The organism is Kitasatospora sp. NPDC057015 (assembly GCF_042673745.1).
Classification (GTDB): Bacteria; Actinomycetota; Actinomycetes; order Streptomycetales; family Streptomycetaceae; genus Kitasatospora.
This window is the reverse complement of sequence record NZ_JBHUSG010000026.1, coordinates 9,016-35,739: the sequence shown is the minus strand read 5'-3', so window position 1 is coordinate 35,739 and position 26,724 is coordinate 9,016. Positions and strand designations below refer to the sequence as shown.

The window sequence follows — 26,724 nt, the reverse complement described above, 5'->3', positions numbered from 1 at the left end:
GGTGGGATCCGCGAACACCGCCGCTCCGGGCGCCCCGGGCAGGGCGGCGACCGCCCCGCCCCCCGTGCTCCGGCTGCGCGGCCTCGGCTGGAGCGTGGGCGGCGCCACCATCGTCGAGGACGTCTCCTTCGACGTCCACGAGGGCGAGTTCCTCGCCTTCATCGGCCCCAACGGCGCCGGCAAGACCTCCCTGTTCAACCTGATCAGCGGCCTCAACCCGGCCGGTCACGGCAGCATCGAGCTCGACGGCGCCGACATCACCGCACAGCCCGCGCACGCCCGGGCCCGCCGCGGCCTCGGGCGGACCTTCCAGACGTCCAGTCTCTGGCCTGCCATGACGGTGGCCGACCACGTCCGGCTGGCCGCGCAGGCCGCCGGCGGCTCGTACCGGATCTGGCGACGCGCCGGCGCCTACCCCCGCCAGGTCTCGGACGTGCTGGAGCGCACCGGGCTCGGGCACCGCGCCGAGACCCCGGCCCGGGAGCTCTCGCACGGCGAGAAGCGCAAGCTCGAACTGGCCGTCCTGCTGGTCGGCGAGCCCCGCCTGATGCTGCTGGACGAGCCGATGGCCGGGGTGAGCGCCGAGGAGGTGCCGGCGCTCACCGAACTGATCCGCTCGCTGCACCGCGAGGAGGGGCGCACCGTGCTGATGGTGGAGCACCACATGGACGTGCTGCTGGGCCTCGCCGACCGCCTCGCCGTGATGCACCACGGCACCCTGCTCGCCCTGGACACCCCGCAGCGGGTGATGTCCGACGCCACCGTGCAGCAGGCCTACCTCGGGGAGGAACTGTGAACGCCGAACCCCTGCTGCGGGTCCGGGACCTGCGGGTCGTCATCGGCGGCCGGCACATCCTGCACGGGGTCGACCTGGACGTCCCGGCGAGCGGGACGACCGCCCTGCTCGGCCGCAACGGCGCCGGCAAGACCACCACCGTGCGCGGCGTCCTCGGCCTGGTGCCGCGCACCGGCAGCGTGCTGTTCGACGGCGCCGAGACCGTCCGCACGCCCACCCACGCCCTGGTCCGGCGCGGCATCGGCTACGCCCCCGAGGACCGCGGCGTGTTCGCCGGCCTCAGCGTGGCGGAGAACCTGCGGCTGGCGGAGCGCCGGGGCGCGGGCGAGCCCGCCTACGCCCTGGTGCACGAGCTCTTCCCGGAGCTGAAGCAGCGCGCCCGGCAGAGCGCCGGAACGCTCTCGGGCGGCCAGCAGCAGATGGTGGCGATCTCCCGCACCCTGCTGAACGGCAACCGGCTGATCATCGCCGACGAGCCCACCAAGGGCCTGGCGCCCCGGGTCGTCACCGAGGTCGCCCGGGTGCTGGAGCGCGCCGCCGAGGCGGTGCCCGTCCTGCTGGTCGAGCAGAACCTCGCCATGGTCCGCCGGCTGGCCGGGCACTGCGTCGTCCTCGCGGACGGCCGCACCGCCCACCAGGGCCCCGCCGACGAACTGCTCACCGACGCCGAGGCCACCCGCCGGCTGCTCGGCGTCGGACGCCACCACGCCGACGCCGCCGGCGCGCCGGCCGCCGCCACCCACACCGACAGGGAACGCTGATGTCGACCGTCGTCCTGCTCGCCCTCACCGGGCTGGGGCTGGGAGCGCTGTACTTCCTGATCGCCTCCGGCCTGTCGCTGATCTTCGGTCTGATGGACGTGCTCAACTTCGCCCACGGCGCCCTGCTGTCCGTCGGCGCCTACGGCACCTGGTGGGCCGCCTCCGGGAACCTGCCGGGCGCCGGCTCCGGCGGCCTCGGCTTCGTGCTGGCGGTCGCCTTCGGGACGGCGGTCGGCACGCTCGCCGCCGTCCTGCTCGAACTCGCCGTCATCCGACCGCTGTACGAGCGCCCGCGCGAGCAGGTGCTGGCCACCGTCGGTGTCGGCCTCGCCGTGCCGGCGCTGCTCTCGGCGATCTGGGGCACCGACGCCCGGCCGTTCCCCGGGCCGGCCGCGCTGAGCGGGACCTTCGGCCTGCTGGGAGCCCAGGTGCCGGTCAACCGTCTGGTGCTGATCGTCGCCGCGGTGGTCGTGCTGGCCGTGCTCAAGCTGTTCCTCGGCCGCACCCGGCACGGCCTCGTGGTCCGCGCCGGCGTCGAGGACCGCGCCATGGTCACCGCACTCGGCATCGACGTCCGCCGGGCGTTCACGCTGGTCTTCGCCATCGGCGGCGCGGCGGCCGCGCTAGGCGGCGCCCTCGGCGGCCTCTACTTCGGCTCCGTCGACCCGGGTCAGGGCACCTCGCTGCTCGTCTTCGCCTTCGTGGTCGTGGTGATGGGCGGCATGGGGTCGGTCGGCGGCGCGGCGCTGGCCGCGGTCGGCGTCGGACTCGTCCAGCAGTTCGCCAACTACTACACCACCGCCGGGCTCGGCGACCTCGCCGTCGTCGTCCTGCTCGCCGCCCTGCTGCTCGTCCGGCCGAGCGGCCTCACCGGGAGACTCGCATGACCACCGCCACACCGGAGAAGACCCGCGCGAGCACCCAGCCCGCCACCCCCACGGCCGAGCGGCTGCGCGCGCTGGCCCGCTGGTGGCCCGCCGCGCTGCTGCTCGTCCTGCTCACCGCACCGTACAGCTCGCTGCCGGTGCCCGGCCTGCTGGACGGCCCGATCGGCAGCCCCGGCAGTCTCCAACTGATCGCCCTGTGCCTGCTGTTCGGCGCCCTCGCCACCGGCTACGACCTGCTGCTGGGCCGCACCGGGCTGCTCTCCTTCGGCCACGCCCTGTACTTCGCCACCGGCACCTACGCCACCAACACCCTGATGCTGGAGGCCGGTCTGCCGTTCGCGCCGTCCGCCCTGCTCGGGCTGCTGGCCGGGGTGGCGCTGGCGGCGCTGCTCGGCTCGGTCAGCCTGCGGATGAGCGGCATCGGGTTCTCCATGGTGACCCTGGCGTTCGCACAGGCCGGCTCGATCCTGGTCGAGCGCGATCCGGGCGGCATCACCGGCGGCGAGGAGGGCCGGGCCGCCCCCGCCGGCCGGCTGCCGTCGGCCCTGGTCGGGATCGAGCACACCGCCAACCTGTACTGGATCGCGCTGGCCTACCTGGTGCTCACGCTGGCCGTGGTGCACCGGGCGGTCAACTCCCCCACCGGCCGGGTCTGGGAGGGCATCCGGGAGAACGAGCGCCGGGTGGAGGTGCTGGGGCTGCGCCCCTACGGGTTCAAACTGGTGGCCTTCGTGCTGGCCGGCGCACTGGCCGCACTCGGCGGCGTCGTCTACCTGCTGCTGACCGGCGGCGCCACCCCGCAGAGCACCACCTCGGACTTCACCCTCTCGCTGCTGGTCATGGTCGTCCTCGGCGGCTCCGGCACCCGCTGGGGGCCGCTGGTCGGCGGCGTCCTCTACACCTGGGCCGACCACCGCCTGGGTGACCTCGCCGGATCCGGCGCCGTCGCCGACCTGCCCGCCGTGCTGCGGGTCCCGCTCTCGCAACCCCTGTTCCTGCTCGGCACACTGTTCGTCCTGGTGGTCTACCTGCTGCCGGGCGGCGTGGTCCGCCTGCCCGGACGCCTGCGGGCCGCCCGCGACCGTGCCCGCCGCGCGGCCCCCTGACCGGGACGGCCGGGCGGCCGACCGTCCGAAGGAGATTGCCATGACGTTTGACGAGAGCACCGGCGGCCCGCACCTGCCGGTCACCCACCAGGTCGGCGGGTACGAGGAGTTGAAGGTCCCCGTGACCGGCGGCGAGCTGGCCGTGCTCCGTTGGCCCGCCGCCCGCCAGGACGCGCCGGTGGTGCTCGCGCTGCACGGGATCACCGCCAACGCGCTGTCCTGGGGCCGGGTCGCGCACCTGCTCGCCGGGCGGGTCACCCTGGTCGCACCGGACCTGCGCGGCCGGGCCGCCAGCGCCGCGGTGCCCGGCCCGTACGGCATCCCCGCGCACGCCGAGGATGTCGCCGCGCTCGCACGGGAGTTGGGCCTGGAGGGCGCCGTGCTCGCCGGCCACTCGATGGGCGCGTTCGTGGCCGCCCTCACGGCCGTGCGGCACCCGGGGCGCTTCGCGTCCGTACTGCTGGTGGACGGCGGTGTGGGGTTCCCCGCCCCGACCGAGCTGAGCCCGGACGAGCTGATCACCGCCGTGATCGGACCGGCGATGCGGCGCCTGTCGATGACCTTCCCCGACCGCGACTCCTACCGCGCCTTCTGGCAGGCCCACCCGGCCTTCGGCGCCGACTGGTCGCCCTGGGCCGACGACTACGTCCAGCGCGACCTGGTGGGCCGGGAGCCCGAGTTGCGCTCCTCCTGCCTGATCGACGCCGTACGGGTGGACGGCGTGGGCCTGTTCGGCCCCGAGGTACTCGCCGCCGTGCACGGGCTCACCCTCCCCACAGCCATGCTGTGGGCCGAACGGGGGCTGCTGGACGAGCCCCAGGGCCTGTACGACGAGCAGCGCTTCGTGGCCGCCGGGCTGGACCGCGCGCGCGTGCCCACCCACCTGGTGCCCGGCACCAACCACTACAGCCTGCTGGTCGGGGAGGAGGGCGCCCGGGTGGTGACCCGCCACCTCCTCGCGGCGGCCGGCCTGCCGGCCGAACCGGCCTGACCCCGGCCCGACCGGCACCGGCTGACCCGGGGCGGCCTCGGCGAGGCGGCCGGGGCGGGGCGGTGCGGGGACGGCGGGGCGGTGCATGAAGGAGGCGGGCGGCCCGGCGGGGCACCGGTCAGGGCGGCGGCGCGGACGGAGACACCGTCCGGGCCGTCGCCCTCGGTGCGTTGCGGCCGCCACCGCGACCGGAACACCCGAGGCGCCGGAGCGTCCCGGGCAATGGCGCGCCCTGCCATCCGTGATCGCCCGCAGTGTGCCCCGGCCACGTATCGGCCCAGGTCGGACGGGCCGTACCGTCCGGCATCAGCAACCGAGTGGGCGGCCCCCGCGCCGCGGTCCGGACCGACCGCGGTGTCGCCGCCTCCCCCACCCCACTCAAGGAGTTCCCGTGCGCCCCTCCCTCCTGGGCAGGTTCGTCAGACGCCTCGCCCTCACCACCGCCCTCGGGCTGGCCGCCACCGGGCTGGCCGCCACCGCCGGCACCGGACCGGCTGCCGCCGCCGGCACCCTCCAGCAGGTCACCGGCTTCGGTTCCAACCCCGGCAACCTGGCCATGTACGAGTACGCCCCGGCCGGTCTGGCCGCCGGCGCGCCGCTGGTGGTCGCCCTGCACGGCTGTACGCAGAGTGCCAACGACTACTTCTCGCACTCGGGTTGGCAGAAGTACGCCGACCTGTGGGGGTTCGCGGTGGTCTTCCCGCAGACCAGTTCGGCGAACAACAGCTCCTCCTGCTTCAGCTGGTTCGACGCGACCAAGGACACCCGGGGCAAGGGCGAGGCCGCCTCCGTCGTCCAGATGGTCAACACCGCTGCCGCCCAGTACGGTTCGGACACCCACCGGGTGTTCGTCACCGGCCTGTCGGCCGGCGGCGGAATGACCGCCGACCTGCTGGCGGCCTACCCGGACGTCTTCGCGGGCGGCGCGGTCGACTCCGGACTGCCGGCCCAGTGCGCCACCACGCTCACCGCCGCCTCCGGCTGCCAGCAGAACAACCAGAACCTCACCCCGGCCCAGTGGGGCGACAAGGTCCGCAACGCCAACCCCGGCTACACCGGACCGTGGCCGCGGGTGGCCATCTGGCAGGGCGGCTCCGACTACACGGTGTACCCCGTGAACGCGACCGAACTGCGCGACCAGTGGACCAACGTCTGGGGCATCGGCCAGAGCCCCTCCGCCACCCAGACCCTGTCCGGCGGCACCACGCTGTCCGTCTACAACGACACCGCCGGCAAGCCGGCCGTCGAGCTGTACTCGGTGGCCGGGATGGGCCACGGCCTCGCGATCGCCCCCGGGTCAGGCGCGGACCAGTGCGGCAGCACCGGCGCCTACTTCCTCAACACCATCTGCTCCACCTACCACACGGCGAAGTTCTGGGGCCTCGACGGCGCCCCCAGCGGCGGCGGCACCGGTTCGCTGCCCGCGCCGACCGGACTGGGCGTCACCGGCACCACCGCCAGTTCCGTCTCGCTCTCCTGGAGCGCCGTCTCCGGCGCCGCCTCCTACACCGTCTACCGCGACGGCGCCGCGGTCGGCAGCGCCGCGACGGCCTCGTTCACCGACGGCGGGCTGTCCGGCGCCACCTCCTACGGCTACACCGTCGCGGCGGTCGACTCCGCCGGGAACACCGGCGCCCGCTCCGCGGCCGTGACGGCCACCACCACCGGCACGCCGGTCCAGTGCTTCACCGCCAGCAACTACGCCCAGGTCGCCGCCGGTCGGGCCCACCAGAGCGGCGGCGTGGCGTACGCCAACGGCTCGAACCAGAACATGGGCCTGTGGAACACCTTCGTCACCCACACCCTGGCACAGACCTCCCCCGGCTACTACGTGATCGCGGACGCGGGCTGCCCGGCCTGACCCGCCGTACGACCGGACGGCCCGGCCCCCGTCGATCGGGGCCGGGCCGTCCGGTGCCGCGGCGCGGTGCGCGGCAGGTCGGGTAGCGTCGGGTCGGGGTCAGCGCACCGTGGTGAGCGCGCCGGCGGTGGCGCTCAGGCCGTTGACCCAGAGCGAGTTGACCCGGCTCCGCTCGGCGCTGTTCGGGTAGGCGTTGGTGCAGGAGGTGCCGGGGCCGCCGCCGGACATCAACTCGCTGCACGGACCGGAGTAGTGGTCCGGCAGTCCGAGCACGTGGCCGGTCTCGTGCGCCGTCACGCGGACGGAGTTGTACTGCTGGTTCTGCCGGTAGTCCAGGAAGACGTAGCCCCGGCCGTGGCCGTCGGTGCTCGCGTAGGAGCCGCGCGAGTCGTTGCCCTCGTAGTAGCGGAAGTCGGCATTGGTGCCCGAGCGCAGCTGGACGTTGGTCACCGAACCGTTCCAGATCTGGGCGCTGCTGGCTATCTGGTTGCGGAAGGTCGGCGCGCTGCTGGCGTCGTAGGTGACGACGACGGCCTTGAGGAACGGCGTGGCCGCCTGCTTGGCGAGCGCGGACTTCATCACGGCCTCGTAGAAGGCCTTGTTGCCCGCCTCCTCCTCGGCCGTGCCCGCGTAGGAGGAGGCGGTGTAGTTCTGGCGGGGAGCGGTGTCGGCGGACGCGGCGGACGCGGGCACGGCGGCGAGGCCAGTGCCCAGGGCCAGCCCGAGGGTCAGCGACAGGGAGATCATGGAGCGCTTCATGTGGGGGACTCCGTTCGCGTGTCCCACGGCCCTGGGGGTGATCGGTGACCGTGGAACGGCGGGTGAACTACTGATGCGCAGAGCTTCGTTCAGCCCGGCGGGCGAGCGGATGATGCCAATCGGCGATAGCTCCGACCAATATCCCGTCCACACACAACCTGCATTTGACATGTCCTTGGCGTTCTGTTGGCATCTCGCTATGCTCGGCTGGTGGAGCTCGACGTGAGACACCTCCGGGTACTGTGCGCGATCGCGGACACCGGCAGCGTACGAAAGGCCGCCCAGCAGCTCGGCATGACCCAGCCGTCCCTCACCACCCAGCTGCACCGCATCGAACGCACCATCGGCGGCCCGTTGTTCACCCGCGAGCAGACCGGCAGTCAGCCCACCCCCCTCGGCCACTCGGTGCTCTCCCGGGCCCGTCCGATCATCACCGAACTGGCCACCCTGGTCACCGCCGCCCGCCAGGAGGCGTCGGGCGCCGCGAAGCGGCAGTTGCGGATCGGGAGCGTCGGCAGCCGGGCCGTGGCCGCCTGGTTGCGCCGGGTGCACGACCGGCTGCCGGAGACGGACACCACGATCCACATCGACATCTCCGCCATCGCCCTGCTGCGGATGGTCGGCGCCGACCAGCTGGACATCGCCTTCGTGCACGAGAGCGAGGGGTTCCCGCTGCGGGTGCCGGCCGGCGCCGAGCACCGCGTGGTGATCGCCCGCGAACCGCAGTTCGTCGCCCTGTCGGTCCGTCACCCCGCCGCCGCGCAGCCCGTGGTCAGGCTGGCCGACCTGGCGAAGGACACCTGGATGGTGGACCCATCGGCCGACCACGAGTACGCCGCGATGCGCCGGGTGTTCTCCGGGGCCGGGCTGGATCCGCGCGTCCTGCAGATCCGTGACAACACCACCGCCGCCGAACTGGTGGCCTCGGGCGAGGCCGTCCGCCCGTGCCAGCCCACCTCCGCCCCGGGGCCGGGCACCGTCGTACGGCCGATCCACGGCGACCCGCTCGCGGTACGCCTGCTGCTCGCCTGGAGACCCCGGGCGCTGAGCGGCCCCGCGCTCGACGCCCTCTACACCGACCTTCGGGCCGCCTACATCGACCTGGCCCGGGTGAACCCCGCCTATCTCACCTGGCTCCTGCAGCACAACCGCTCCCTGCTGCACCTGCTGGGCCCGCCCCTCCAGACCCCACCGACTCTCCAGGCTCCCTCGCAGTACCCCGGCGACTGAGCGCCGCGCGACCATCCCGTCCCAGATCTGGGATAGTCTCTCCATCATGAGAATCACCGAGCAGGGGCCGAGCCCCGAGGAGGCCGACCAGGAGCGGCTCGACTCCCGGCTGGCCGCCCGACTGGCGGCCCTGCGGGTCGAGCAGGACTGGTCGCTGGAGGACCTGGCCCGGCGCACCGGGATCAGCCGCTCCACCCTCTCCCGGCTGGAGCGGGCGGAGATCAGCCCGACCGCCAGCCTGCTCGGCAGGCTCTGCTCGGCGTACCGGCGGACGATGTCCCAACTGCTGGCCGAGGTGGAGTCGGAGCCACCCCAGCTCGTCCCCGCCGACCGGCAGGCGGTGTGGCGGGACGAGAGTTCGGGGTTCACCCGGCGCTCGGTGTCCCCGCCGCACCCGGGCCTTCGCGGCGAGGTCGTCGAGGGGGCCCTGCGGCCCGGCGCGGACATCTCCTACGACGGCCCGCCCGTCCCCGGCCTGGAGCAGCACATCTGGCTCCTGGAGGGCGAGTTGGAGGTCACCGCGGACGATCGGGCGCACCTCCTGCACGCCGGGGACTGCCTGCGGTTCCGCCTCTGGGGCCGCTCGCGGTTCCTCAACCCGGGCACCGTCCCGGCCCGTTACGCCGTGCTGGTCGTGCTGCCGTGAGCCGGCCCGGCAGCGCCCCCGGCGAGCCCGCGCCGGACACCGTCGGCCTGGGGCCCGTCCGAGGAGGATCCATGGCGCCCGAGATCACCCGCCTGTCCGCCGAGGACTTCCCCGCGGCCGTACCGGATCTGGCCCGCCTGCTGGCGGACACCGTGGCCGGCGGAGCCTCGCTCGGCTTCCTCCTCCCGTTCGACGCGCAGGCGGCGGCGCGGTGGTGGCTGGCCCAGCTCCCCTCGGTGGCCGACGGCAGCCGTACGGTCTGGGTGAGCACGGGGCCGGAGGGCGTCAGCGGCACCGCGACCCTCGTCCTGGAACAGAAGCCCAACGGCCGGCACCGCGGCGAGATCGTCAAACTGATGGTCCATCGGGACGCCCGCGGCCGGGGCTTGGCCCGCGCCCTGCTCGGCACCGCCGAGGAGGCCGCCGCCCGGGCCGGCTGCACGCTGCTGCTCCTGGACACCGAGACCGGCAGCGCCGCCGACCTGCTCTACCAGGCCGCCGGCTGGACGGGGTACGGCGTCGTACCGGACTACGCGGCCGATCCGGCCGGCTCGCTCCGCGACTGCTCCTTCTACTACAAGCGGCTCGACTGACTCAACCCTTTACCTCACCAACGGACTTCGTGCGGGTGACGCCCCGAGCCGGCTCGGCCGGCGGGGACTTCTCCGGCGCCCCGAGCCCGGCCGGGGCGGCGCCGCGCCGCGTCGCACCCCGGGAACTCGGCTTCCTGGCGGGGGCATTCGGTCGCACCCAGATGAAATACGCATAGGACAAGGGGACTTCCCTTCCGGGGTGACAATCTGACATCTTGCGTCCACCACATCATGTACATGGCTCATCGGGTGCCACCAGCACCACCGAGCCGCATGGCTTCCGGAGGACGCATTGAATCCCCACATAGCCGGCCGGCTGCGGCGTACCGCCGCGGCCGCCGCCCTCGGCGCGGCCGTCGCCCTGGTCGCCCCCACCGGGATCGCCCAGGCCGGCGCACTCTCGCCCGCGGCCGACAGCACGGCGGCGTCGGCCTCCTCGCCGGTCTCCGCGACGTCCGCCACGGCCGCCTCCGCCTGGGCCGCCGGCACCCGCGCCTACCTGGTGATCACCACACCGGGCGACACCTCCGCCGTGCAGGCCGCGGTGGCGGCCGGCGGTGGGACGGTCTTCGCCGGCTACGACGCGATCGGCGTGATCGTCGCCCACTCGACATCGGCGACCTTCGCCGCCACCCTGCGCGGCGCGGCCGGTGTCCAGCAGGTCGGCGCGACCCGGACCTCCGACGTCCCGGCCGACGCCTACAACCCCGCCCTGCCGGCCACCCCCGCGCAGAGCGCCACCACGCTGACCGAGACCACCCGCTGGGACATGTCCCAGATCAAGGCCGACCAGGCCTGGGCCGTGAACACCGGCTCGCCGACCGTCAAGGTCGGCGTCCTCGACACCGGGGTCGACGACCTGCACCAGGACCTCGCCCCGAACTTCGACGCCGCCGACTCGGTCTCCTGCGCCTACGGCAAGGCCGACACCCGCACCGGGGCCTGGCGCGACGTGGACACCCACGGCACCCACGTGGCCGGCACCATCGCCGCCGCCAAGAACGGCAAGGGCGTCGTCGGCGTCGCACCCGGCGTGAAGATAGCCTCCGTCCGGATCGCCGAGCCGACCAGCACGCTGTTCTTCGCGGAGAACACCGTCTGCGGGTTCGTCTGGGCCGGCGACCACGGCTTCAAGGTCACCAACAACAGCTACTACACCGACCCGTGGCAGTTCAACTGCCCCGACAACGTCGACCAGGCCGCCATCATCGAGGGCGTCCGACGCGCTCAGGCCTACGCCGAGGGCAAGGGCTCGCTGCAGGTCGCGGCGGCCGGCAACGCCAACTACGACCTGGCCCACAAGACCACGGACACCGCCAGCCCCAACGACTCCACCGCCACCACCCGCACCATCACCAACGCCTGCATCGACATCCCGACCGAACTCCCGGGCGTGGTCACCGTCGCGGCCATGGGCAGCGGCAACGTCAAGGCCTCGTACTCCAACTTCGGCACCGGCGTCATCGACGTGGCGGCCCCGGGCGGCGACGGCGCCAACGGCGTGTACTCGACCCTCCCGGGCGGCAAGTACGGCAGCAAGAACGGCACCTCGATGGCCTCCCCGCACGTCACCGGCGTGGCCGCCCTGCTGGCCAGCGCCAACCCCGGCGCCACCCCGGCCGACCTGCGCGCCAAGCTCGCCGCCCAGGCCGCGGACACCGCCTGCCCGGCCGACAGCCGCTGCACCGGCACCACCGCCGTCAACGGCTTCTTCGGCGAAGGCCAGGTCGACGCCCTCAAGGCCGTCGGCGCCACCCCGCCGCCCGGCAGCTACTTCGAGAACCTCACCGACGTGGCCGTCCCCGACAACACCACCGTGGACAGCCCGATCACCGTCACCGGGGTGAGCGGCAACGCGCCCGCCACCCTCAAGGTCGGCGTGGACATCAAGCACACCTACCGCGGTGACCTGGTGGTCTCCCTGGTCGCGCCGGACGGCACGGTCTACCTCCTGGAGGACTTCACCGACAGCGACAGCGCCGACAACGTCGCCAAGACCTACACCGTGAACGCCTCCGCCGAGGTCGCCGCCGGCACCTGGAAGCTGCGGGTCCGCGACATCGCCACCCAGGACACCGGCACGATCGACGCCTGGAACCTCACCTTCTAGACGCCGTTCCAGATCCCGGCGACCTTCTGGACAGCGTTCCAGACCCCGCCGCTGCCGGCCCCGGACACCCCGGGGCCGGCAGTCGACCGCCGAGCGCCGGCCGACCGGATGACCCTGCGTAACTGTGAGCGCCGACCCCGGGACTCGGTGTGCACACCTCACCGGAATGGCCTAGCGTCGATCCCAGGGAGTGTTTCCGCAGGACCGAGGTGCCGAGATGATGCCCTTAGCCGGTACTCCAGCTTCGGTGATCGCCTTCAGGACGAGCGACTGGGACGCCTTCTACAGCTCCTGGCTGCGACCAGTCGCACAACTCCTCATCCCACTGGCGATCGCCCTGGTCGTCCTGGTCGCCGTCAGCGGCCTCCTCACCCGGTTCGTGGTGCACAGGGACGCACTGGCCTGGAGCAGGCCCGCACGATCCTTCTGGTCGGTCGTGGGCGGCCTGGCCGTGCTCGCCGCCGCCACCTTCCTCTCCGTCTACCCGATGTTCCATCCCTTCGCCGACGGCCGGTGGCTGCCCTGGGCGTTCCTGTTCGGAGTGGTGGCTCCCGGTGTCACCCTGGCCGTGCTGGCCTCCGGGCTACGAATCCGCTACCCGATCAGGGTCGACATGGTCAGACCGGTGACGATGCCCCGGCCGACGTCCTGGATCCTCCTGCTGGTGTGGGCGCTCCTGGTCTCCTGCTTCTTCTCCTGGGGGGTGCACGACCGCCTGCTGGTCGCGTACGTGGCCCTGGCCGTGTTGGGGATCACCGCCACGGCCACCGCCCTCGGGCAGAACCTGCGCCTTGAGATCGAGGCGCACGGGGCGGACGGGAACGCGGACGGCGCCGCATCCGACTACGTGCTGGCCCGACTGCAGTCACTCGGCTCCAAGGTGCCCGACCTTCCGGTCTCCCGGGCCAATCAGCTCAGCAACCTGCTCAGCGAGAACCTCAGCGCCATTCCGGCCGGTGCGGTCGCATCCACGGTGGCGCGCGTCATGTACGCGTTCCGCCCCGGCCTCACCTGGCGCGCCCGGATCACCCTCGTCGACATCAACCGCGTGACGATCACCCTCACCCGCAACGGCCAGCACGTGAGGAGCGACGTGATCAGCCGGCGGAACCTCGGACTGGCCCCGCTGCGAGCCGCCAAGGACACGCCAGAGCTGGAGGAGGAGAGGGGCCGGGCCCGCGCCCAACTCCTGACCGGCGTCGCCGCCTGCATCCTCGTCGAACTCAGCCGCACGCACCCGCATCTCCGAGCCGGCCTGTGCGGCGCACGGCAGTGGAGAAGCGTGGCACTCCAGGTGATCGCCACCGAACCGGCGCTGACGGACGATCTCGACACCAGGCTCACCCTGCTGCAGGACTCCGTGACCCTGGAACCGAGGTACGGCCCGGGCCGCCTCAACTACCTGGAGACGCTCATCGCCGTCACACCCAAGACCATCGAGAACCGGCTCAGGTTCGCCGAACTCATGGACGCGCAGCTCCCGCTCACCCTGACCAAGGACAAGAAGTCCATCAAGGGAGGGTGGGAGCTCATCCACATGCACATCCAGTACAGCCGGGCGGCGATGCGGGTCAACGCCTACCTGATGGCACGAAGCGCAGGCGAACAGCGGATCCAGCAGCTGAGCAGCCGGCACAAGGACGTGCTCGACAAGGCCGACACGGCCGCAGGAGAGCTCGTCGAGGTGTGCAACCGCTATCGGAGCAGCGAGGACGTCGGCCAGTTCGCGGACTACATGCGGCCGCAGGCGGAGAGCCTGCAGAGCGCGATCGCCTTCCTCGTCGACGAGGTCCGACAGCTCCTCAACGGCGGGCAGTGGACCTGGCCCCCTCCCAAGCCCGACCGGTACCCCTCCCCTCTGGTCGCGAGCTACTACGCCACGCTGGCCGGGCTGGTGGACGAGTACGGAATTCAGCGCGGCGATCTCGGCGACACGCTCGCCCACCTCGCCTTCGCCTGCGCCACCACCGAGGACCGCCGGTTCCTCCGACAGGACCCCGCGTTCTGGAAGCTCATGCGCGACCCGTGCAGGAGGAAACCTGTCGAGAGCGCCCTCGGCCTGAAGCCGCCCGGCATGCTGGATCTGCCGCCGTTCAGGGCCTACTCGGACAGGCTCACCGCCGTCGGCATCACCACGTTCGAACAGTTGCAGCGGCGATTGAACGGCACTGACGCCCATTCGACCCTGGCGGCCTACCTGGACGCCTCTCCCCTGGTCGTCTCCCACCTCGCGGAAATCGCGGAACTGGCCACCACACACCGTGATCTGTCCAGTGTGGAGGTGCTCCAGCTCCTCCTGGACGCCGGGATCGCCAGCCGCAGTGAGCTGAGACGTCGGGTGGCGGCGAACGGCGGACTGGTCGGCGAGCTCGCGACGGAGGCAACCGAACGCTACGGCCTCAACGGCCTGTCCGCCTTCACGGCTCCGGAAGGCTGGCAAACCGCTCTCGGGGTCGTCCGGCAGTCGACTCAGCGACTGCCGACCGCCCCGGGCGCGAGCGTCGGCTGAGTGCCTCGATCGGCGTTCACCTCACCCCGCCACCATCCGTCGACGCGGGGCCCACGCCACCGGACGCCCCCACCCCGGCCGTTGGAACGGTCGGGACGGGGGCGCCGGCACTCCCGCGGGGCTCCGCGGCGGTGCTCCGGTGGAGGTCAGTCGGCGAGCAGGTTCTGCACCTCGCCGTCGCTCAGGCCGGCGATCTCGTCGATCAGCAGCTCCTCGACCCGTTCCGCCAGCGCCGCCAGCGTCGGCCGGTCGAAGGCGTCCCGGACCTGAACCTCCAGGCCCGCCGCCGACCGGATCCGGGCCACCACCCTGGTCACCAGGAGCGAGTCCCCGCCGAGGTCGAAGAAGTCGTCCAGCGCCCCGGCCTTGTCGACGCCGAGCACCTCCTGCCAGATCTCGGCGATCAGCGTCTCGGCGTCCGACCGCGGCGCGAGGTACTCCCGGACCGTCACCGTCGGGTCGATCTCCGGGAGCGCCGCCAGATCGAGCTTGCCGTTCGGGGTGAGCGGCAGGGCGTCCACCAGGGCGATGCCGGCGGGGACCATGTACGCCGGCAGCAGCCGGGCCAGGTGGTCGCGCAGGTGCGCCGGGTCGGCGGCGGCGCCCGGCTCCGGTACCGCGTAGGCCAGCAGCCGGCTGCCGTCCGCGACCACCACGGCCGCCCGGGCGACGGCGGGGTGCTCGCCGAGCGCGGCCTCGATCTCGGCCGGCTCGATCCGGTAGCCGCGGATCTTCACCTGGTCGTCGGCCCGGCCGAGGAACTCCAGCCGCCCGTCGCTGCGCCAGCGGGCGCGGTCGCCGGTGAGGTAGATCCGCGCTGCCGGGCCCGCGCCGATCGGCCCGGCGCCCGGCCCGACCGGCGGGCCGGCCACCTGCTCGGCGAACGGGTCGACCCGGAACCGCTCCGCGGTCAGCTCCGGCCTGCCCCGGTAGCCCCGGGCCAACCCGGCGCCGCCGAGGGCCAGTTCGCCCTCGACCCCGTGCGGGAGCAGCCGCCCCTGCTCGTCCAGCACGTACGCCCGGACTCCGGGCAGCGGGCGGCCGAGCGGCGGGCGGCCCGCGGTGTCGGCGGCCCCCAGGTCGGTGCTGGTGGCGATCACGGTGGCCTCGGTCGGGCCGTAGGTGTTCACCAGACGGACCCGGTCACCGTGCCTGTCCCGCCAGGCCGCCACCGCCTGGGCCCGGGCCTCCGAGCCGCCCAGGACGACCAGTCGCAGGTCAGCCGGCCAGCTCACCTCGGCACCAAGGTCGACGAGTTCGTGCCAGTACGCGGTCGGCAGATCGAGCACGGTGACCCGGTCGGCGCGGGCCGAGCGCAGGAAGTCGGGCAGCATCCGGCCGCCGCCGGGCAGCAGGACGCAGCGGGCACCGGCGCCGAGGGCGGGCCAGAGCTCCTCCGCGTGGGTGTCGAAGCCCACCGAGGCGAACTGGACGACCCGGTCGGCGGGGCCGATGCCGTAGCCGTCCCCCACCATCCAGTGCACCCGTGCGGCCAGCGCCGTGTGGTCGACCAGCACCCCCTTGGGCACCCCGGTGGAGCCCGAGGTGTACAGCAGGTAGGCGGGCGCGTCCGGCCCGACCTCCGGCAGCGTCGGCGACGACACACCGTCCGGCCACTGCCGGGGCACCGACAGCACGGGGACGTCCAGTTCGGGGTCCCGGTCCGTGCTCAGCAGCAGCGCGGCGCCGCTGTCGCGGACCATGAACCGCAGCCGCTCCCGCGGGTGCGCGTCGTCCAGCGGCAGGTACGCCGCGCCCGCCTTCCAGACCGCCAGCAGGGCGGTGACCAGCTCGAAGGAGGGCTCGATCCGGACGGCCACCACCACCTCGGGGTCGGCGGGACGCGGACCGGCCAGCCGATCGACGAGCTGACCGGCCAACACCGAGGACCGCCGGTCGAGTTCGGCGTACGAGAGGGTCTCCCCGTCGCACTCCAGCGCCACCGCCTCCGGGGTGGTGGCCACGGCCGCGGCGAACCGCTCCAGTGCGGTCGGCACCGACGCAGGCAGTGCCGGCCCCGTCCCGAGTTCCAGCAGCCGGGCCCGCTCCTCGCCGCCGACCAGCCAGTCCCCGTGGACGGGCAGCAGCGGGTCGGCCACCACGCGGGCGAGCAGCTCGCGGTAGCGGTCCGTCACCGCCTCCACCGTCTGCCGGTCGAACAGTTCGCGGCTGAAGCAGAAGGAGGCGAGCATGCCGTCCGCGTCCCGCCAGATGTCCAGCAGGACTTCGAACTTGGCCTGGGCGAAGCCCGCGTCCACCGGCTCCAGGACGACGCCCTCGGGTGCCTCGGTGGCTCCCCCGGTGACCTCGTTCTGGCTCTGCAGCACGAACAGCGTCTGGAACACCGGCGGCCGGTTGCGCTCGCGGGCGATGCCGAGCGCCGGCATCAGCCGCTCCAGCGGTACGTCCTGGTGGCTGAGCGCCCCCATGGTGGCGGAGCGGACCCGGCGCAGCACCGTACGGAAGTCCGGGTCTCCGGAGAGGTCGGCCCGGACGACCGCGGTCTTGCTGAAGTACCCGAGCATCGCCTCGTGTTCGACCTCGTTGCGGCCCGCCACCGGGGTGCCGACCGCGAAGTCGTGCTGCCCCGACCAGCGGGACAGCAGGACCTGGTACGCGGCCAGCAGCACCATGAACGGCGTGCAGCGCTGCTCGCGCGCCAGCCGCTCCACCCCGTCCGTCAGCTCGGCGTCCAGCCGGATCATGGTGAACTCGGCTTCGTGGCCCGGCCGCTTGGGCAGCGGCCGGTCGGTGGGCAGCAGCAGCGGCGGCACCCCGGCCAGCTTCTCGCGCCAGTACGCGAAGTCCGCGTCGCCCGCGGGGCCCGCCAGGCGCTCCGCCTCGGCCAGCGCGTAGTCACCGAACTGCCGCTGCACCGGCGGTGGTTCGACCGCCGGTCCGCCGGCCAGCTCCGCGCGGTAGCCGGCCAGCAGCTCCTCCCACATCATCTTGGCGGACCAGCCGTCCGAGATGATGTGGTGCATCACCAGGGTGAAGACCTGGTCGTCCGGGCCGAGCCGGTAGACGGTGGGCCGCAGCAGCGGCCCGCTGGCCAGGTCGAAGGGCGCGTTGGCCCGCAGCCCCGCCACCTCGGTGATCAACTCGTCCGGGACGGGTGCCCCTTCGCCGCCCGGCGGCTCGATGTCGACCACCTCGACCGCGATCGCGGCCGGTCGGCCGACCAGCTGGAGCGGCTGGTCGCCCACCATCTCGAATCGGGTCCGCAGGACTTCGTGCCGGGCGACCAGCCGGGCGAGGGCCGCGGTCAGCGCCGGGACGGAGAGCGGCCCGCGCCAGCGCTGCGCCAGGTACATGTTGTAGCCGGCGTCCTTGGGGCGCAGCTGCTGCAGGAACCAGAGCCGTCGTTGTTCGGCGGTCAGCGGGTAGCTGCGGACGACGTCGGGGCCGAGGCCCCCGGCGTCGGCGGCCGGGCCGGACGGTCCGGACGGTCCGGACGGCGTCCGGACCGCGCGGGTCGGGTCACTGTCGGGCACGGGACACCTCACCGGTGGTAAGGGACTGCAGGGTCTCCAGTCCGACCAGGTCGTCCGACGCCGCGTCGGGCACGTCACGGTCGAACCGGGCCAGTACGGGCAGGCGCAGGCAGATCAGGGCCAGCACGGCCATGGCGAGGCCGAACACCAGGTACAGCAGCCCGATGCCGCGACCGTCACCGGTGCCGATCACCCGGCCCACCGTGGAGGCGAGCAGGCCGCCGTCGTCCATCAGCGGCTGGAGCAGCTTCGGCCCGAAGGGCGCGACCACGGCGAAGCCGATCGGCAGGGTCGACCAGGCGACCATGGTGTTGACCGCGATCACCCGGCCGTGGAAGCGCTGCGGGACCTTGGTCTGGATGATCGTCGCGTAGACGCCGTTGACCAGGGCGAGGCCGAAGGCCATCCCGAAGGCGCCGAGGGCGACCACCGGCAGGGTGGGGCGCAGTCCGGTCACCGCCGCGGCGGCGGCCAGCACCAGCGTGGAGAGCATCACGCCGCGCAGCCGCCGGCGGCGCGGGCCGCCCCAGACCAGCATGGTCAGACCGGCCAGCAGCGCGCCGAGGCCACCGCCCATCGCCACCCAGCCGGTGTCCTGCAGCCCCGCGAAGGACAGCACCAGCGGGGAGGTGAGCAGGAACAGCGGCGACAGGAAGATGTTCAGCACCGCGAAGAAGACCAGCATCGCGCGGAAGTGCCGGCTGCCGAGCGAACTGCGGAACCCGGCGCGGATCTCGGCGCTCATCGACTCGCGGCGCTTCCAGGCCATCGTCTTGGGGAACCGGACGAGCGCGACCACCGCGACCGCGAAGGCGTAGCTCGCCACGTCGAACACCAGGATTCCGCTCAGCCCCACGACCGCCAGCAGCTTCACCGCGAACAGCGGTACCAGGAACTGCGCGAAGCCGAAGGCCATCTGCACCACGCCGTTGGCCCGACCGAGGTAGCGCTTGGGCACCAGCTGGGGCACGGCCGAACCCCACGCGAAGCGCTGGAAGGTCAGGGCCAGCGAGAGCGTGGAGATCAGCAGGTAGACGTGCCAGACCTGGAGGGTGTGGGTGACGGCCAGGAGGAGCGTGAGGGCCTGGGTGGCGCCGGCCGCGAGGTCGGCGGCGAGCATGATCCGGCGGCGGTCGCCGCGGTCCACCACGGCTCCGGCCAGCGGGGCGACCAGGATCCCGGGCACCAGCCCGAACGCGGCGAGCAGGCCGAACTGGGCCAGCGAGCCGGTGTGCAGCAGGATCCAGACCGGCAGGGCGAACTCGGTGAGCGCGGAGCCGATGATGGACAGCTGCTGGCCGGTGGCGACGGTGAGGAACCGGCCCATGCTCGGACGCACCTCCCCCCGGCGCCCGCGGGCCCGGGCCGGGCCGCGCACCGCCTCCCGGTCGGGGTCGGGTCGGGCCGCCGGTTCCGGGTCGGCCACCGCCGGCGGGGAGTCGGCGGCCGGCCGCGGGGAGCGCGAGACGTCCTCCAGCCACCAGGTCGAGTCCTCCCGGCGCCGGTGCTCGTCCTCGGTGCCGGCCGCGATCGAGCGGTGCACGCCGGTGAGGATGGTGGCGAGCTCGGCGGCGCGGTACTTGAGGAAGAAGTGGCCGGCCTCGTCCAGCACGACCACCCCGGTGGTCCCGGTGATCCGGTGCCACTCGCGGAACCGCTCCTGGTAGAACTCGGTGGCCGGGTCGCGGTCACCGACCACCGAGTAGACGGGCGCCCGCAGGGTGCCGCCCTCGGTGTCGAACAGTTCGCTGAAGTACCGCTCGGCCTCCCGGGTGCCGGAGCGGCGGTTGCTGACGATCAGCCGCAGCTGCTCCCGGTCGACCTCGTCGACGTCCATGCCGGCCGCGGTCAGGGCGTTGATCATCCCCTGGTCGCTGCGCAGCCGCTCGGCCAACCTGGCCCAGCGGTCGGCGAGTTCGGCGCTGCGGCCCTTGGGTCGGGCGAACGGGAAGATCCCGCCCAGGTGGACGGCCTCCACCTCGCGGCCGGCCTCCTCCAGCCGGCGGGCGATCTCCACGGTGAGCATGACGCCGAGGCCGCAGTGCCCGTAGAGCACCACCCGGCCCTGGACGTCGTCCAGGATCTCCTGCGCGCAGTCGGCGGCCACCTCGTCGAACGGCCGTGCCTCCTCGCCGAGTTCGTGTCCGGGGACGGCGAGCGAGTGCAGTGCCCAGTCCGCCGGCAGCTCGTCGGCCAGCGGCTTGTAGATCAGCGCGCTGCCGCCGCCGTAGGGCGCGCAGACGATGCTGGCGGTGACCTGCCGCTGCGGGGTGAGGCGGTGCAGCAGCTTGCGGGGGCCGCGGTCGGCCGCCGGCGAGGAGACCAGGGCGGCCAGCGCCCGCACGGTGGAGTGCTGGAAGAGGTCCATCACCCCGACCGGGACGGGGAGTTCCGGGAAGGCCCGGCGTAGTTTCGCGACCACCTGGGTGGCCAGCAGCGAGTGCCCGCCGAGTTCGAAGAAGTCGTCCAGGGCGCCGACCCGGGGCAGGTCCAGCAGGTCCGCCCACATCGCGGCGATCAGTTCCTCCGCCGCGCCCTGCGGGGGCTGGTAGCCGGTGAGCGGGGCGTCCTCGGGTGCGGGCAGCGCCTTGCGGTCGACCTTGCCGTGCGCCTGGAGCGGGAACTGCTCCAAGGAGACGTAGCGGGCCGGGATCATGTAGTCCGGCAGCAGGTCCAGCAGGGTGGCCCGGATCTCGGCCGGGACGATCGGCCCGTCCGCCTCGGGGCGCTCCAGGTAGGCGACGAGGGTCTGCTTGACGCCTTCGCCCCGGGCCAGGACGACCGCCTGGGTGACGCCCGGCAGGGCGGTCAGCGCCGCCTCGATCTCGCCCGGCTCCACCCGGTATCCGCGGACCTTGATCTGGTGGTCGCCGCGGCCGAGGAACTCCAGCGTCCCGTCCGCCCGCCACCGCGCCAGGTCGCCCGTCCGGTACATCCGCCCGCCGGGAGCGGCGAAGGGGTCCTCCAGGAACCGCTCCGCGGTCAGGTCCGGCCGGCCCAGGTACCCGCGGGCCAGCCGGTCGCCGCCCAGGTGGAGCTCACCGGTCACGCCCGGTGCGACCGGTCCCAGGTTCCCGTCCAGGACGTAGCAGCGCGCACCCGCCAGCGGACGCCCGATCGGGGTGCTGCCGGCCGCCGGGGCGTCGCCGCCGCCCGCCGACACCTCGTGGACCGTCACGCCCACGGTGGCCTCGGTGGGCCCGTAGTGGTTGAACACCGCGCAGCGGCCCAGGTCGGCCAGCTCGCGCGCCCAGCCGTAGGCGCTCGCCTCCCCGCCCAGCACCAGGGCCAGGCGCGGCAGCAGTCGCTCCACCGGGACGTCGGCGGTCAGCGCGGCCAGGTGCGAGGGGGTCATCTTCAGGTAGTCGATGCCCAGCGCCTCGATCTGCTCGGCCAGTTCCACGCCGGCGATCCGGCGCGGCAGCAGGTGGACGCGTCCGCCCGAGCCCAGCGCCAGGTAGAGCATGGTGATGCTGAAGTCGAAGGACAGTGACTGCAGCAGCCCGTACGCCGCCCCCGGTACGATCCGCAGCCGCTCCCCGGCGCCGGCCAGGTAGTTGAGGATCTGCCGGTGCTGCACCGCGACGCCCTTGGGGGTGCCGGTGGAGCCCGAGGTGTAGATCACGTACGCCAGGTCGTCCGGCCCCGAGACCTGCGCGAGCGGCGAAGCGTCGCCCTCCTGGGATTCGGTGTCGACCAGCACCCGCGCCCCCTGGTACGCCGCGAACCGCGCCCCGAGCGCGGTGTCGGTGACCAGGACGGTGGCGTCGGCGTCCGCCACCAGCGCGTCCAGCCGCGCCGGCGGGGCCTCCGGGTCCAGCGGCAGGTAGCACCCGCCGGCCTTCAGTGCGGCCACCAGGGCCACCGCCAGCTCCGGCGACTGCTCCAGGCAGACCGCCACCCGCGCGTCCGGACCGACGCCGAGGTCGCGCAGGCGCCGGGCCAACCGGTTGGCCCGCAGGTCGAGTTCCCCGTACGACAGCGTCCGGCCCGCGAAGACCAGCGCCGGGGCCCCCGGGTCGGCCGCCGCGCTGCGCTCGATCAGCTCCGTCAGCGTCGCCGGGCCGTCCGCCGGCAGCTCGGGGCCGACCGCCCACTCGCCGAGCACCAGCGCCGACTCGGTCTCCGTCAGCAGCGGCAGCCGCGACACCGGCAGTTCGGGGTCGGCCAGCGCGCCCGCCATCAGCACGCCGAAGCGCTCGGCCAGCCGCTCGACGGTGCCGGCGTCGAAGAGGTCCGTCCGGTAGGTGAACAGGCCGTAGTAGCCGTCCTCCCCCTCGTTCAGGTACAGGGCGAGGTCGAAGTGCGTGGTGGCGCCGCGGAATCCGAACACCTCGGTGTCCAGGCCGCCGGCGGCCGGGCCGACACCGCGCTCGCCGTAGTTCTGGAAGGCGAAGGTGGTCTGGAAGACGGCGGAGCGGCTGACGTCCCGCTCGACGTCGAGGTCGGCGACGATCTGCTCGAACGGCACCTCCTGGTGGGTGTAGGCGTCCAGGGTGTGCTCCCGCACCCGGCTGACCAGCCGGCCGAAGGAGGGGTCGTCGCCGAGCCGGGCCCGGATCGGCAGCATGTTGACGAAGGCGCCGACCACGCCCTCCAGTTCGCGGTGCAGCCGGCCGGCGACCGGCGAGCCGACGGCGAAGTCCGACTGCCCGCTGTGCCGGGCCAGCAGCGCCTGGAACCCGGCGAGGACGACCATGTAGGCGGAGGCGCCGTAGGTACGGGCGAGTTCGCCGATCCGCTCGGCCACCTCGCGGTCCCAGCGGAACCCGTGCCCCGCGCCCTCGAAGGTCAGCACCGGGGGCCGCGGCCGGTCGGTGGGCAGCTCCAGCGCCGGGACGCCGTCCAGCTCGCTGCGCCAGTACTCGCGCGAGGCGGCCAGCGGGCCGTCCGTCAGCCGGCCGCGCTGCCAGTGTGCGTAGTCGCCGAACTGCACCGGGAGTTCGGCGAGTGCGGCCGGGGTGCCGTGCGCGTGCTGCGCGTACAGCGCGTCCAGCTCGCGCTGCATCAGGTCGACCGACCAGCCGTCGCAGACGATGTGGTGCAGCACCAGCGAGAGCACGTGGTCCTCGTCGGCGATCCGGACCAACAGCGCGCGAAGCAGCGGACCGGCGGCCAGGTCGAACGGCACCGCGACCTCGGCGCCGACCAGGTCGGTGGCGCGCAGCTCGGCGTCCGGGTGCTCGGACAGGTCGACGAACCGCGCGGCGAACGCGGCGGGTTCGGCGACGGTGACCTCGGCGGTGCCCTCCTCCGTGGTGGGGAAGGCCATCCGCAGGGCCTCGTGCCGGGCCACCAGGTCGGTGAGCGCGGCGTCCAGCGCGGCGCGGTCCAGCGGACCGCGCAGCCGGCGGGACGGGGCCAGCGCGTAGGCGGTGCTGCCGGGCGCGAACTGCTCCATGAACCAGAGCCGTTCCTGCCCGCTGGAGAGCGGCGCCGCCGTACCCTCCGGCCTGGGGCCCACCACCCGGACGGGCGCGGCGCCGCCGCGCAGCCGCTGGGCGAGCAGGGCCCGTCTGGCGTCGGACAGGGTGGTGGCGCGGGCCTGGGTGTCGCTCATGCGGTGTCCTCGGGGTGTGTGACGCCGTGCTCGGCGACCAGGTTTTCGGCGAGCGCGTCCAGGCTGCCGGGGAAGCCGTTCGGGCCGGCGAGGTCGAAGTACACCCCGTAGGTGCTCTCCACCGCGTCCAGCAGGCGCAGTTGGGCCAGTGATCCGACGCCCAGCAGGACGAAGGGGGTGCTCGCGGCGGCCAGCAGTTCGGTGGCGGACGGCTCGCCGTCGCAGGCGTCGGCGGCCAGCGCGGCGAGTGCCGTCCGCAGCCCGCCGGGCGCGGTGGCGGCCGTTGGGATGTCGGTCACAGCAGCTCCTTGACGGCCGCGGCGATGCCGGCCACGGTCGGGAAGTCGAAGAACACGTCGAAGTCGACGTCCACGCCGAACGCCTTGCGGATCCGGGCGGAGATCTGAATGATCGTCAGCGAGTGGCCGCCGAGGTCGAAGAGGTCCTCGTCGAGGCCGATCTCGGGGATGCCGAGCACCTCGGACCAGATCTCGCGCAGCCCGGCCTCCACCGGGTCGCCGGCCTCGGCCGCCGGCCCGACCGGGGTGTCCTCGGTCGTGGCGGCGGGCTCCGGGGCGGGGAGCGCCCGGCGGTCGAGCTTGCCGTTCGGGGTGAGCGGCATGGCCGGGAGCGGCACGAACACCTGCGGCACCATCGCGGCGGGCATCGTGCGCAGCAGGTGCTCGCGCAGCTCGGCGGCGGCCGGCGCCGGGCCGGCGGACACCAGGTAGCCGATCAGGCGGGGATCGCCGGCCGGGTCCTCGATCACCGTGACCGCGGCCTCGGCGACCGCCGGGTGCTCCAGCAACCGGGCCTCGATCTCGCCGAGTTCGATCCGGTGGCCGCGGATCTTGACCTGGTTGTCGATCCGGCCGAGGAAGTCGAGTTCGCCGTCGGCGGTCCAGGCGGCGAGGTCGCCGGTGCGGTAGCGGCGGGCGCCGTCCGGTCCGTACGGGTCCTCGACGAAGCGCTCGGCGGTCAGCTCCGGCCGGCCGAGGTAGCCCTGGGCCACGCCGTCGCCGCCGAGGTACAGCTCGCCGGGCACGCCGATCGGCAGCGGACGGCGCAGCTCGTCCAGGACGTGGGCGCGGGTGTTGGCGATCGGGCGGCCGATGGTGACGCTCTCCGGGTCGGCCGGGATCTCGGCGCAGGTGGACCAGATGGTGGTCTCGGTGGGGCCGTAGACGTTGAACAACCGGGCCACGGCGCCCCGCAGTTCGCGGGCCAGCGGCAGCGGCAGGGCCTCGCCGCCGACCAGCGCGGTCAGTGCGGTGCGGCCGGGGTCGGCGCCGAGCAGGACCCGCCAGCCGGAGGGCGTGGCCTGCACGTGGGTGACGCCTTCGCGCCCGATCAGCTCCAGCAGCCCGGGGCCGTCCACCGCCAGGCCGTCCGGGGCCGGTACCAGGCGGCCGCCGGTGATCAGGGGGAGGTAGATCTCCAGGGCCGAGATGTCGAAGGACAGCGAGGTCAGGCCGAGCCAGACGTCCTGCGCCCCGGAGCCGAGCCGGCCGGCGAAGGAGGTGAGGAGGTTGACCAGGGCCCGGTGACCCACCGCGACGCCCTTGGGCCGGCCGGTCGAGCCCGAGGTGTAGAGCACGTAGGCGGTGTCGGCGGGCCCGGGGCGGGCGGCCGGCGCTTCGAGTCCGGCCGGGTCCGCGGCGGCGTCCGGCCCGGCGCCGTCGGCGGCGCCGGCGTCCAGTCGCAGCACGGCGGGGGCGGCCGCGGCCACCTCGGGGGCCGGCTCCCGGTTGGCGAGCAGCAGCGCGGCGCCGGAGTCGGCGAGGACGAAGGCCAGCCGGTCGACGGGGTAGCCCGGGTCCAGCGGGAGGTAGCCGGCGCCGGTGCGCAGGACGCCGAGCAGGGCGACCGGCAGCTCGGCCGTGCGCTCCAGGTAGAGGGCCACCAGGTCGCCCCGGCCGACGCCCAGCGCGGTCAGTCGCCCGGCGAGGGCGGTGGAGCGCTCGCGCAGCTCCCGGTAGGTCAGGGTGCGGCCGCCCATGGCGACGGCGACGACGTCCGGCGAGGCGGCGGCCCGCTCGTCGAACAGGTCCACCACCGTGCGGTCGGCGGGGTACGAGCGCTCGGTGTCGTTGAAGGCCTCGGTGACCAGCCGGTGCTCCTCGGAGTCCAGCAGCGGCAGTTCGTCGAGCGGGGCGGCCGGGTCGGCGACGGCGGCGCCGAGCAGGGTGTCCAGCTGGCGGGAGATCCGGCGGGCGTCCTCCGACGGGATCACGGCCGGGTCGTACTGGAGGCTGACGGTGCAGCTGTCGTCGGCGTCCACCACCTGGATGTGCAGGGTGTTGCGGGCGGTCCGGTTGAAGACCATCCAGTCCACCCGGGAGCCGGTGCCGTCGAACCGCGGCTCGGCGCCGCGGCGGCGGTAGCCGAGCGAGACGGGCGTCAGGCCGACCCGGGGGCTCAGCCCGCCGACGGCCGCGCCGAACGGCACGCTGCGGAACCGGTACAGCTCGCGCAGCCGGCCGCGGACGCCGGCGGCGAAGGCGGCGAAGCTCGCGCCGGCCGCGGGCTCGGGGGCGTGGTGCGGCAGCTCGTTGACGAAGCAGCCCGTCTCGGCGGCGAGTTCGGGGGTGCGGGTGGACATCGAGACGGCCACCGGGGTGTCCGCGTTGCCGTAGCGGCGCAGCAGGGCGTGGACGGCGGTGAGCAGGAACTCGAAGCCCGTCACGCCGGCCCGGGCGGCCGCGTCGGCGAGTGCGGTGTGGTCGATCCGGCGGGTGACCTGCTCGCCGGGGCCGGCGCCGCGGACGGTGCGGCGACCGCCGGGCAGCAGGACCTCGGCGGGGTCGGACCAGTGCGGGCCGAACCAGGCGGCCGCCTCCCGGAGGAGTTCCTCCGCGGGCGCCGACGGGCTCGCCGGTGCGGCGCCCGGTACGCCGATCGGCAGCGGCCGGCCGGCCACCAGGGCGTTGTACGCGGCGGCGAGGTCGGCGACCAGGACGTCCTTGGACATGCCGTCGAAGACGGCGTGGTGGGCGACGACCAACAGGTCGGCGCGGCCGCGCGGGCCGTGCAGGAGGGTGAAGCGGACGAGCGGCCCGGCGTCCAGCGCGAACGGCCTGCCGCACTCCTCGGCCAGCCGCTTCGCCAGCGAGTCGGGACCGTCCGTCCGGGCGTCGATCTCGGAGACGGTGAACGGCTGCTCGTGGTGGCGGAGTTCGATCCGGCCGTCCCGTTCGGCGAAGGACGAGGCGAGGCCCGGGTGGCGGGCCACCACGGCGGCGCAGGCGGCGGTGAGGGCGGCGGTGTCGATGCTGTCGAAGCTGATCAGCACCGGCATGTGGTAGGTGTCGCCGGCGGCGCCGAGCCGCTCGGTCAGCCAGACCCCCTGCTGGGCGGCGCTGGCCGTGGTGGTGGTGCGCTCCGGACTCTGATGGTTCATCAGGTGCTCACTTCGGGATCG

General features: G+C 73.8%; 16 protein-coding genes. 11 read left to right on the top strand and 5 right to left on the bottom strand.

All coding sequences use genetic code 11. The annotated features are described in order from the left end of the window. Position 1 precedes the first annotated feature (1 nt). The 6 genes from ACFTWP_RS23280 to ACFTWP_RS23255 all read left to right on the top strand — a co-directional run bounded on the left by ACFTWP_RS23280 (position 2) and on the right by ACFTWP_RS23255 (position 6,402). On the top strand, positions 2 to 796 hold the full coding sequence (locus tag ACFTWP_RS23280) for an ABC transporter ATP-binding protein (RefSeq protein WP_380266600.1): 795 nt from the start codon (positions 2 to 4) through the stop codon (positions 794 to 796). Further along, on the top strand, positions 793 to 1,557 hold the full coding sequence (locus tag ACFTWP_RS23275; RefSeq protein ID WP_380266599.1) for an ABC transporter ATP-binding protein: 765 nt from the start codon (positions 793 to 795) through the stop codon (positions 1,555 to 1,557). The genes ACFTWP_RS23280 and ACFTWP_RS23275 overlap by 4 nt, the downstream gene beginning before the upstream one ends. Continuing rightward, positions 1,557 to 2,444 carry a branched-chain amino acid ABC transporter permease gene (locus ACFTWP_RS23270; protein ID WP_380266598.1) on the top strand — a complete coding sequence of 296 codons (888 nt, stop codon included), beginning with the start codon at positions 1,557 to 1,559 and terminating at the stop codon, positions 2,442 to 2,444. Before ACFTWP_RS23275 ends, ACFTWP_RS23270 begins: the two co-directional genes overlap by 1 nt. Beyond that, a complete protein-coding gene (locus tag ACFTWP_RS23265) occupies positions 2,441 to 3,550 on the top strand; it encodes a branched-chain amino acid ABC transporter permease (protein ID WP_380266597.1) in 1,110 nt (369 codons plus the stop codon). Before ACFTWP_RS23270 ends, ACFTWP_RS23265 begins: the two co-directional genes overlap by 4 nt. A gap of 40 nt (positions 3,551 to 3,590) precedes the next feature. Next, a complete protein-coding gene (locus ACFTWP_RS23260) occupies positions 3,591 to 4,541 on the top strand; it encodes an alpha/beta hydrolase (RefSeq protein ID WP_380266596.1) in 951 nt (316 codons plus the stop codon). A 391-nt stretch (positions 4,542 to 4,932) separates the two neighbouring features. Continuing rightward, complete coding sequence (locus ACFTWP_RS23255) at positions 4,933 to 6,402, top strand: PHB depolymerase family esterase (protein WP_380266595.1); 1,470 nt, start codon at positions 4,933 to 4,935, stop codon at positions 6,400 to 6,402. 99 nt (positions 6,403 to 6,501) lie between these two features. Here the strand turns inward: ACFTWP_RS23255 and snpA are convergent, their stop codons facing one another. Next, positions 6,502 to 7,161, bottom strand: a complete 660-nt coding sequence (gene snpA / locus ACFTWP_RS23250; RefSeq protein WP_380266594.1) for a snapalysin — start codon at positions 7,159 to 7,161, stop codon at positions 6,502 to 6,504. Positions 7,162 to 7,368: 207 nt separating this feature from the next. On the opposite strand from snpA, the gene ACFTWP_RS23245 reads away from it, so the two are divergent. The 5 genes from ACFTWP_RS23245 (at position 7,369) to ACFTWP_RS23225 (ending at position 14,249) form a co-directional block, all read left to right on the top strand. Beyond that, on the top strand, positions 7,369 to 8,391 hold the full coding sequence (locus ACFTWP_RS23245; protein ID WP_380266666.1) for a LysR family transcriptional regulator: 1,023 nt from the start codon (positions 7,369 to 7,371) through the stop codon (positions 8,389 to 8,391). A 46-nt stretch (positions 8,392 to 8,437) separates the two neighbouring features. Next, the gene (locus ACFTWP_RS23240) at positions 8,438 to 9,037 is read left to right on the top strand and encodes a helix-turn-helix domain-containing protein (RefSeq protein ID WP_380266593.1); all 600 of its coding nucleotides are present in this window, start codon (positions 8,438 to 8,440) and stop codon (positions 9,035 to 9,037) included. Positions 9,038 to 9,108: 71 nt separating this feature from the next. Continuing rightward, positions 9,109 to 9,630 (top strand): GNAT family N-acetyltransferase, encoded by a 522-nt coding sequence (locus tag ACFTWP_RS23235; protein ID WP_380266592.1) that lies wholly within the window; start codon positions 9,109 to 9,111, stop codon positions 9,628 to 9,630. A 292-nt stretch (positions 9,631 to 9,922) separates the two neighbouring features. Further along, entirely contained in the window at positions 9,923 to 11,740 is a 1,818-nt protein-coding gene (locus ACFTWP_RS23230) for a S8 family serine peptidase (protein WP_380266591.1), read from the top strand. Positions 11,741 to 11,987: 247 nt separating this feature from the next. After that, a complete protein-coding gene (locus ACFTWP_RS23225) occupies positions 11,988 to 14,249 on the top strand; it encodes a DUF4332 domain-containing protein (protein ID WP_380266590.1) in 2,262 nt (753 codons plus the stop codon). Between the two features lie 146 nt (positions 14,250 to 14,395). Here ACFTWP_RS23225 and ACFTWP_RS23220 read toward each other — a convergent pair whose 3' ends face one another. From ACFTWP_RS23220 to ACFTWP_RS23205, 4 genes are read right to left on the bottom strand one after another with little or no spacing between them, the layout of a single operon-like run. After that, complete coding sequence (locus tag ACFTWP_RS23220; protein WP_380266589.1) at positions 14,396 to 17,743, bottom strand: amino acid adenylation domain-containing protein; 3,348 nt, start codon at positions 17,741 to 17,743, stop codon at positions 14,396 to 14,398. After that, a complete protein-coding gene (locus ACFTWP_RS23215; RefSeq protein WP_380266588.1) occupies positions 17,730 to 23,303 on the bottom strand; it encodes an amino acid adenylation domain-containing protein in 5,574 nt (1,857 codons plus the stop codon). Before ACFTWP_RS23215 ends, ACFTWP_RS23220 begins: the two co-directional genes overlap by 14 nt. Then, positions 23,300 to 23,602: an acyl carrier protein gene (locus ACFTWP_RS23210; RefSeq protein WP_380266587.1), complete on the bottom strand. Its 303-nt coding sequence runs from the start codon at positions 23,600 to 23,602 to the stop codon at positions 23,300 to 23,302. Before ACFTWP_RS23210 ends, ACFTWP_RS23215 begins: the two co-directional genes overlap by 4 nt. Next, on the bottom strand, positions 23,599 to 26,703 hold the full coding sequence (locus ACFTWP_RS23205; protein WP_380266586.1) for an amino acid adenylation domain-containing protein: 3,105 nt from the start codon (positions 26,701 to 26,703) through the stop codon (positions 23,599 to 23,601). The genes ACFTWP_RS23210 and ACFTWP_RS23205 overlap by 4 nt, the downstream gene beginning before the upstream one ends. Positions 26,704 to 26,724 lie beyond the last annotated feature (21 nt).

Bases quoted from the DNA above. Each gene is read 5' to 3' on its own strand.
- ACFTWP_RS23270 (WP_380266598.1), top strand. From the start codon at position 1,557: ATGTCGACCGTCGTCCTGCTCGCCCTCACCGGGCTGGGGCTGGGAGCG.
- ACFTWP_RS23265 (WP_380266597.1), top strand. From the start codon at position 2,441: ATGACCACCGCCACACCGGAGAAGACCCGCGCGAGCACCCAGCCCGCC.
- ACFTWP_RS23260 (WP_380266596.1), top strand. From the start codon at position 3,591: ATGACGTTTGACGAGAGCACCGGCGGCCCGCACCTGCCGGTCACCCAC.
- snpA (WP_380266594.1), bottom strand. From the start codon at position 7,161: ATGAAGCGCTCCATGATCTCCCTGTCGCTGACCCTCGGGCTGGCCCTG.
- ACFTWP_RS23240 (WP_380266593.1), top strand. From the start codon at position 8,438: ATGAGAATCACCGAGCAGGGGCCGAGCCCCGAGGAGGCCGACCAGGAG.
- ACFTWP_RS23235 (WP_380266592.1), top strand. From the start codon at position 9,109: ATGGCGCCCGAGATCACCCGCCTGTCCGCCGAGGACTTCCCCGCGGCC.
- ACFTWP_RS23215 (WP_380266588.1), bottom strand. From the start codon at position 23,303: ATGAGCGACACCCAGGCCCGCGCCACCACCCTGTCCGACGCCAGACGG.
- ACFTWP_RS23205 (WP_380266586.1), bottom strand. From the start codon at position 26,703: ATGAACCATCAGAGTCCGGAGCGCACCACCACCACGGCCAGCGCCGCC.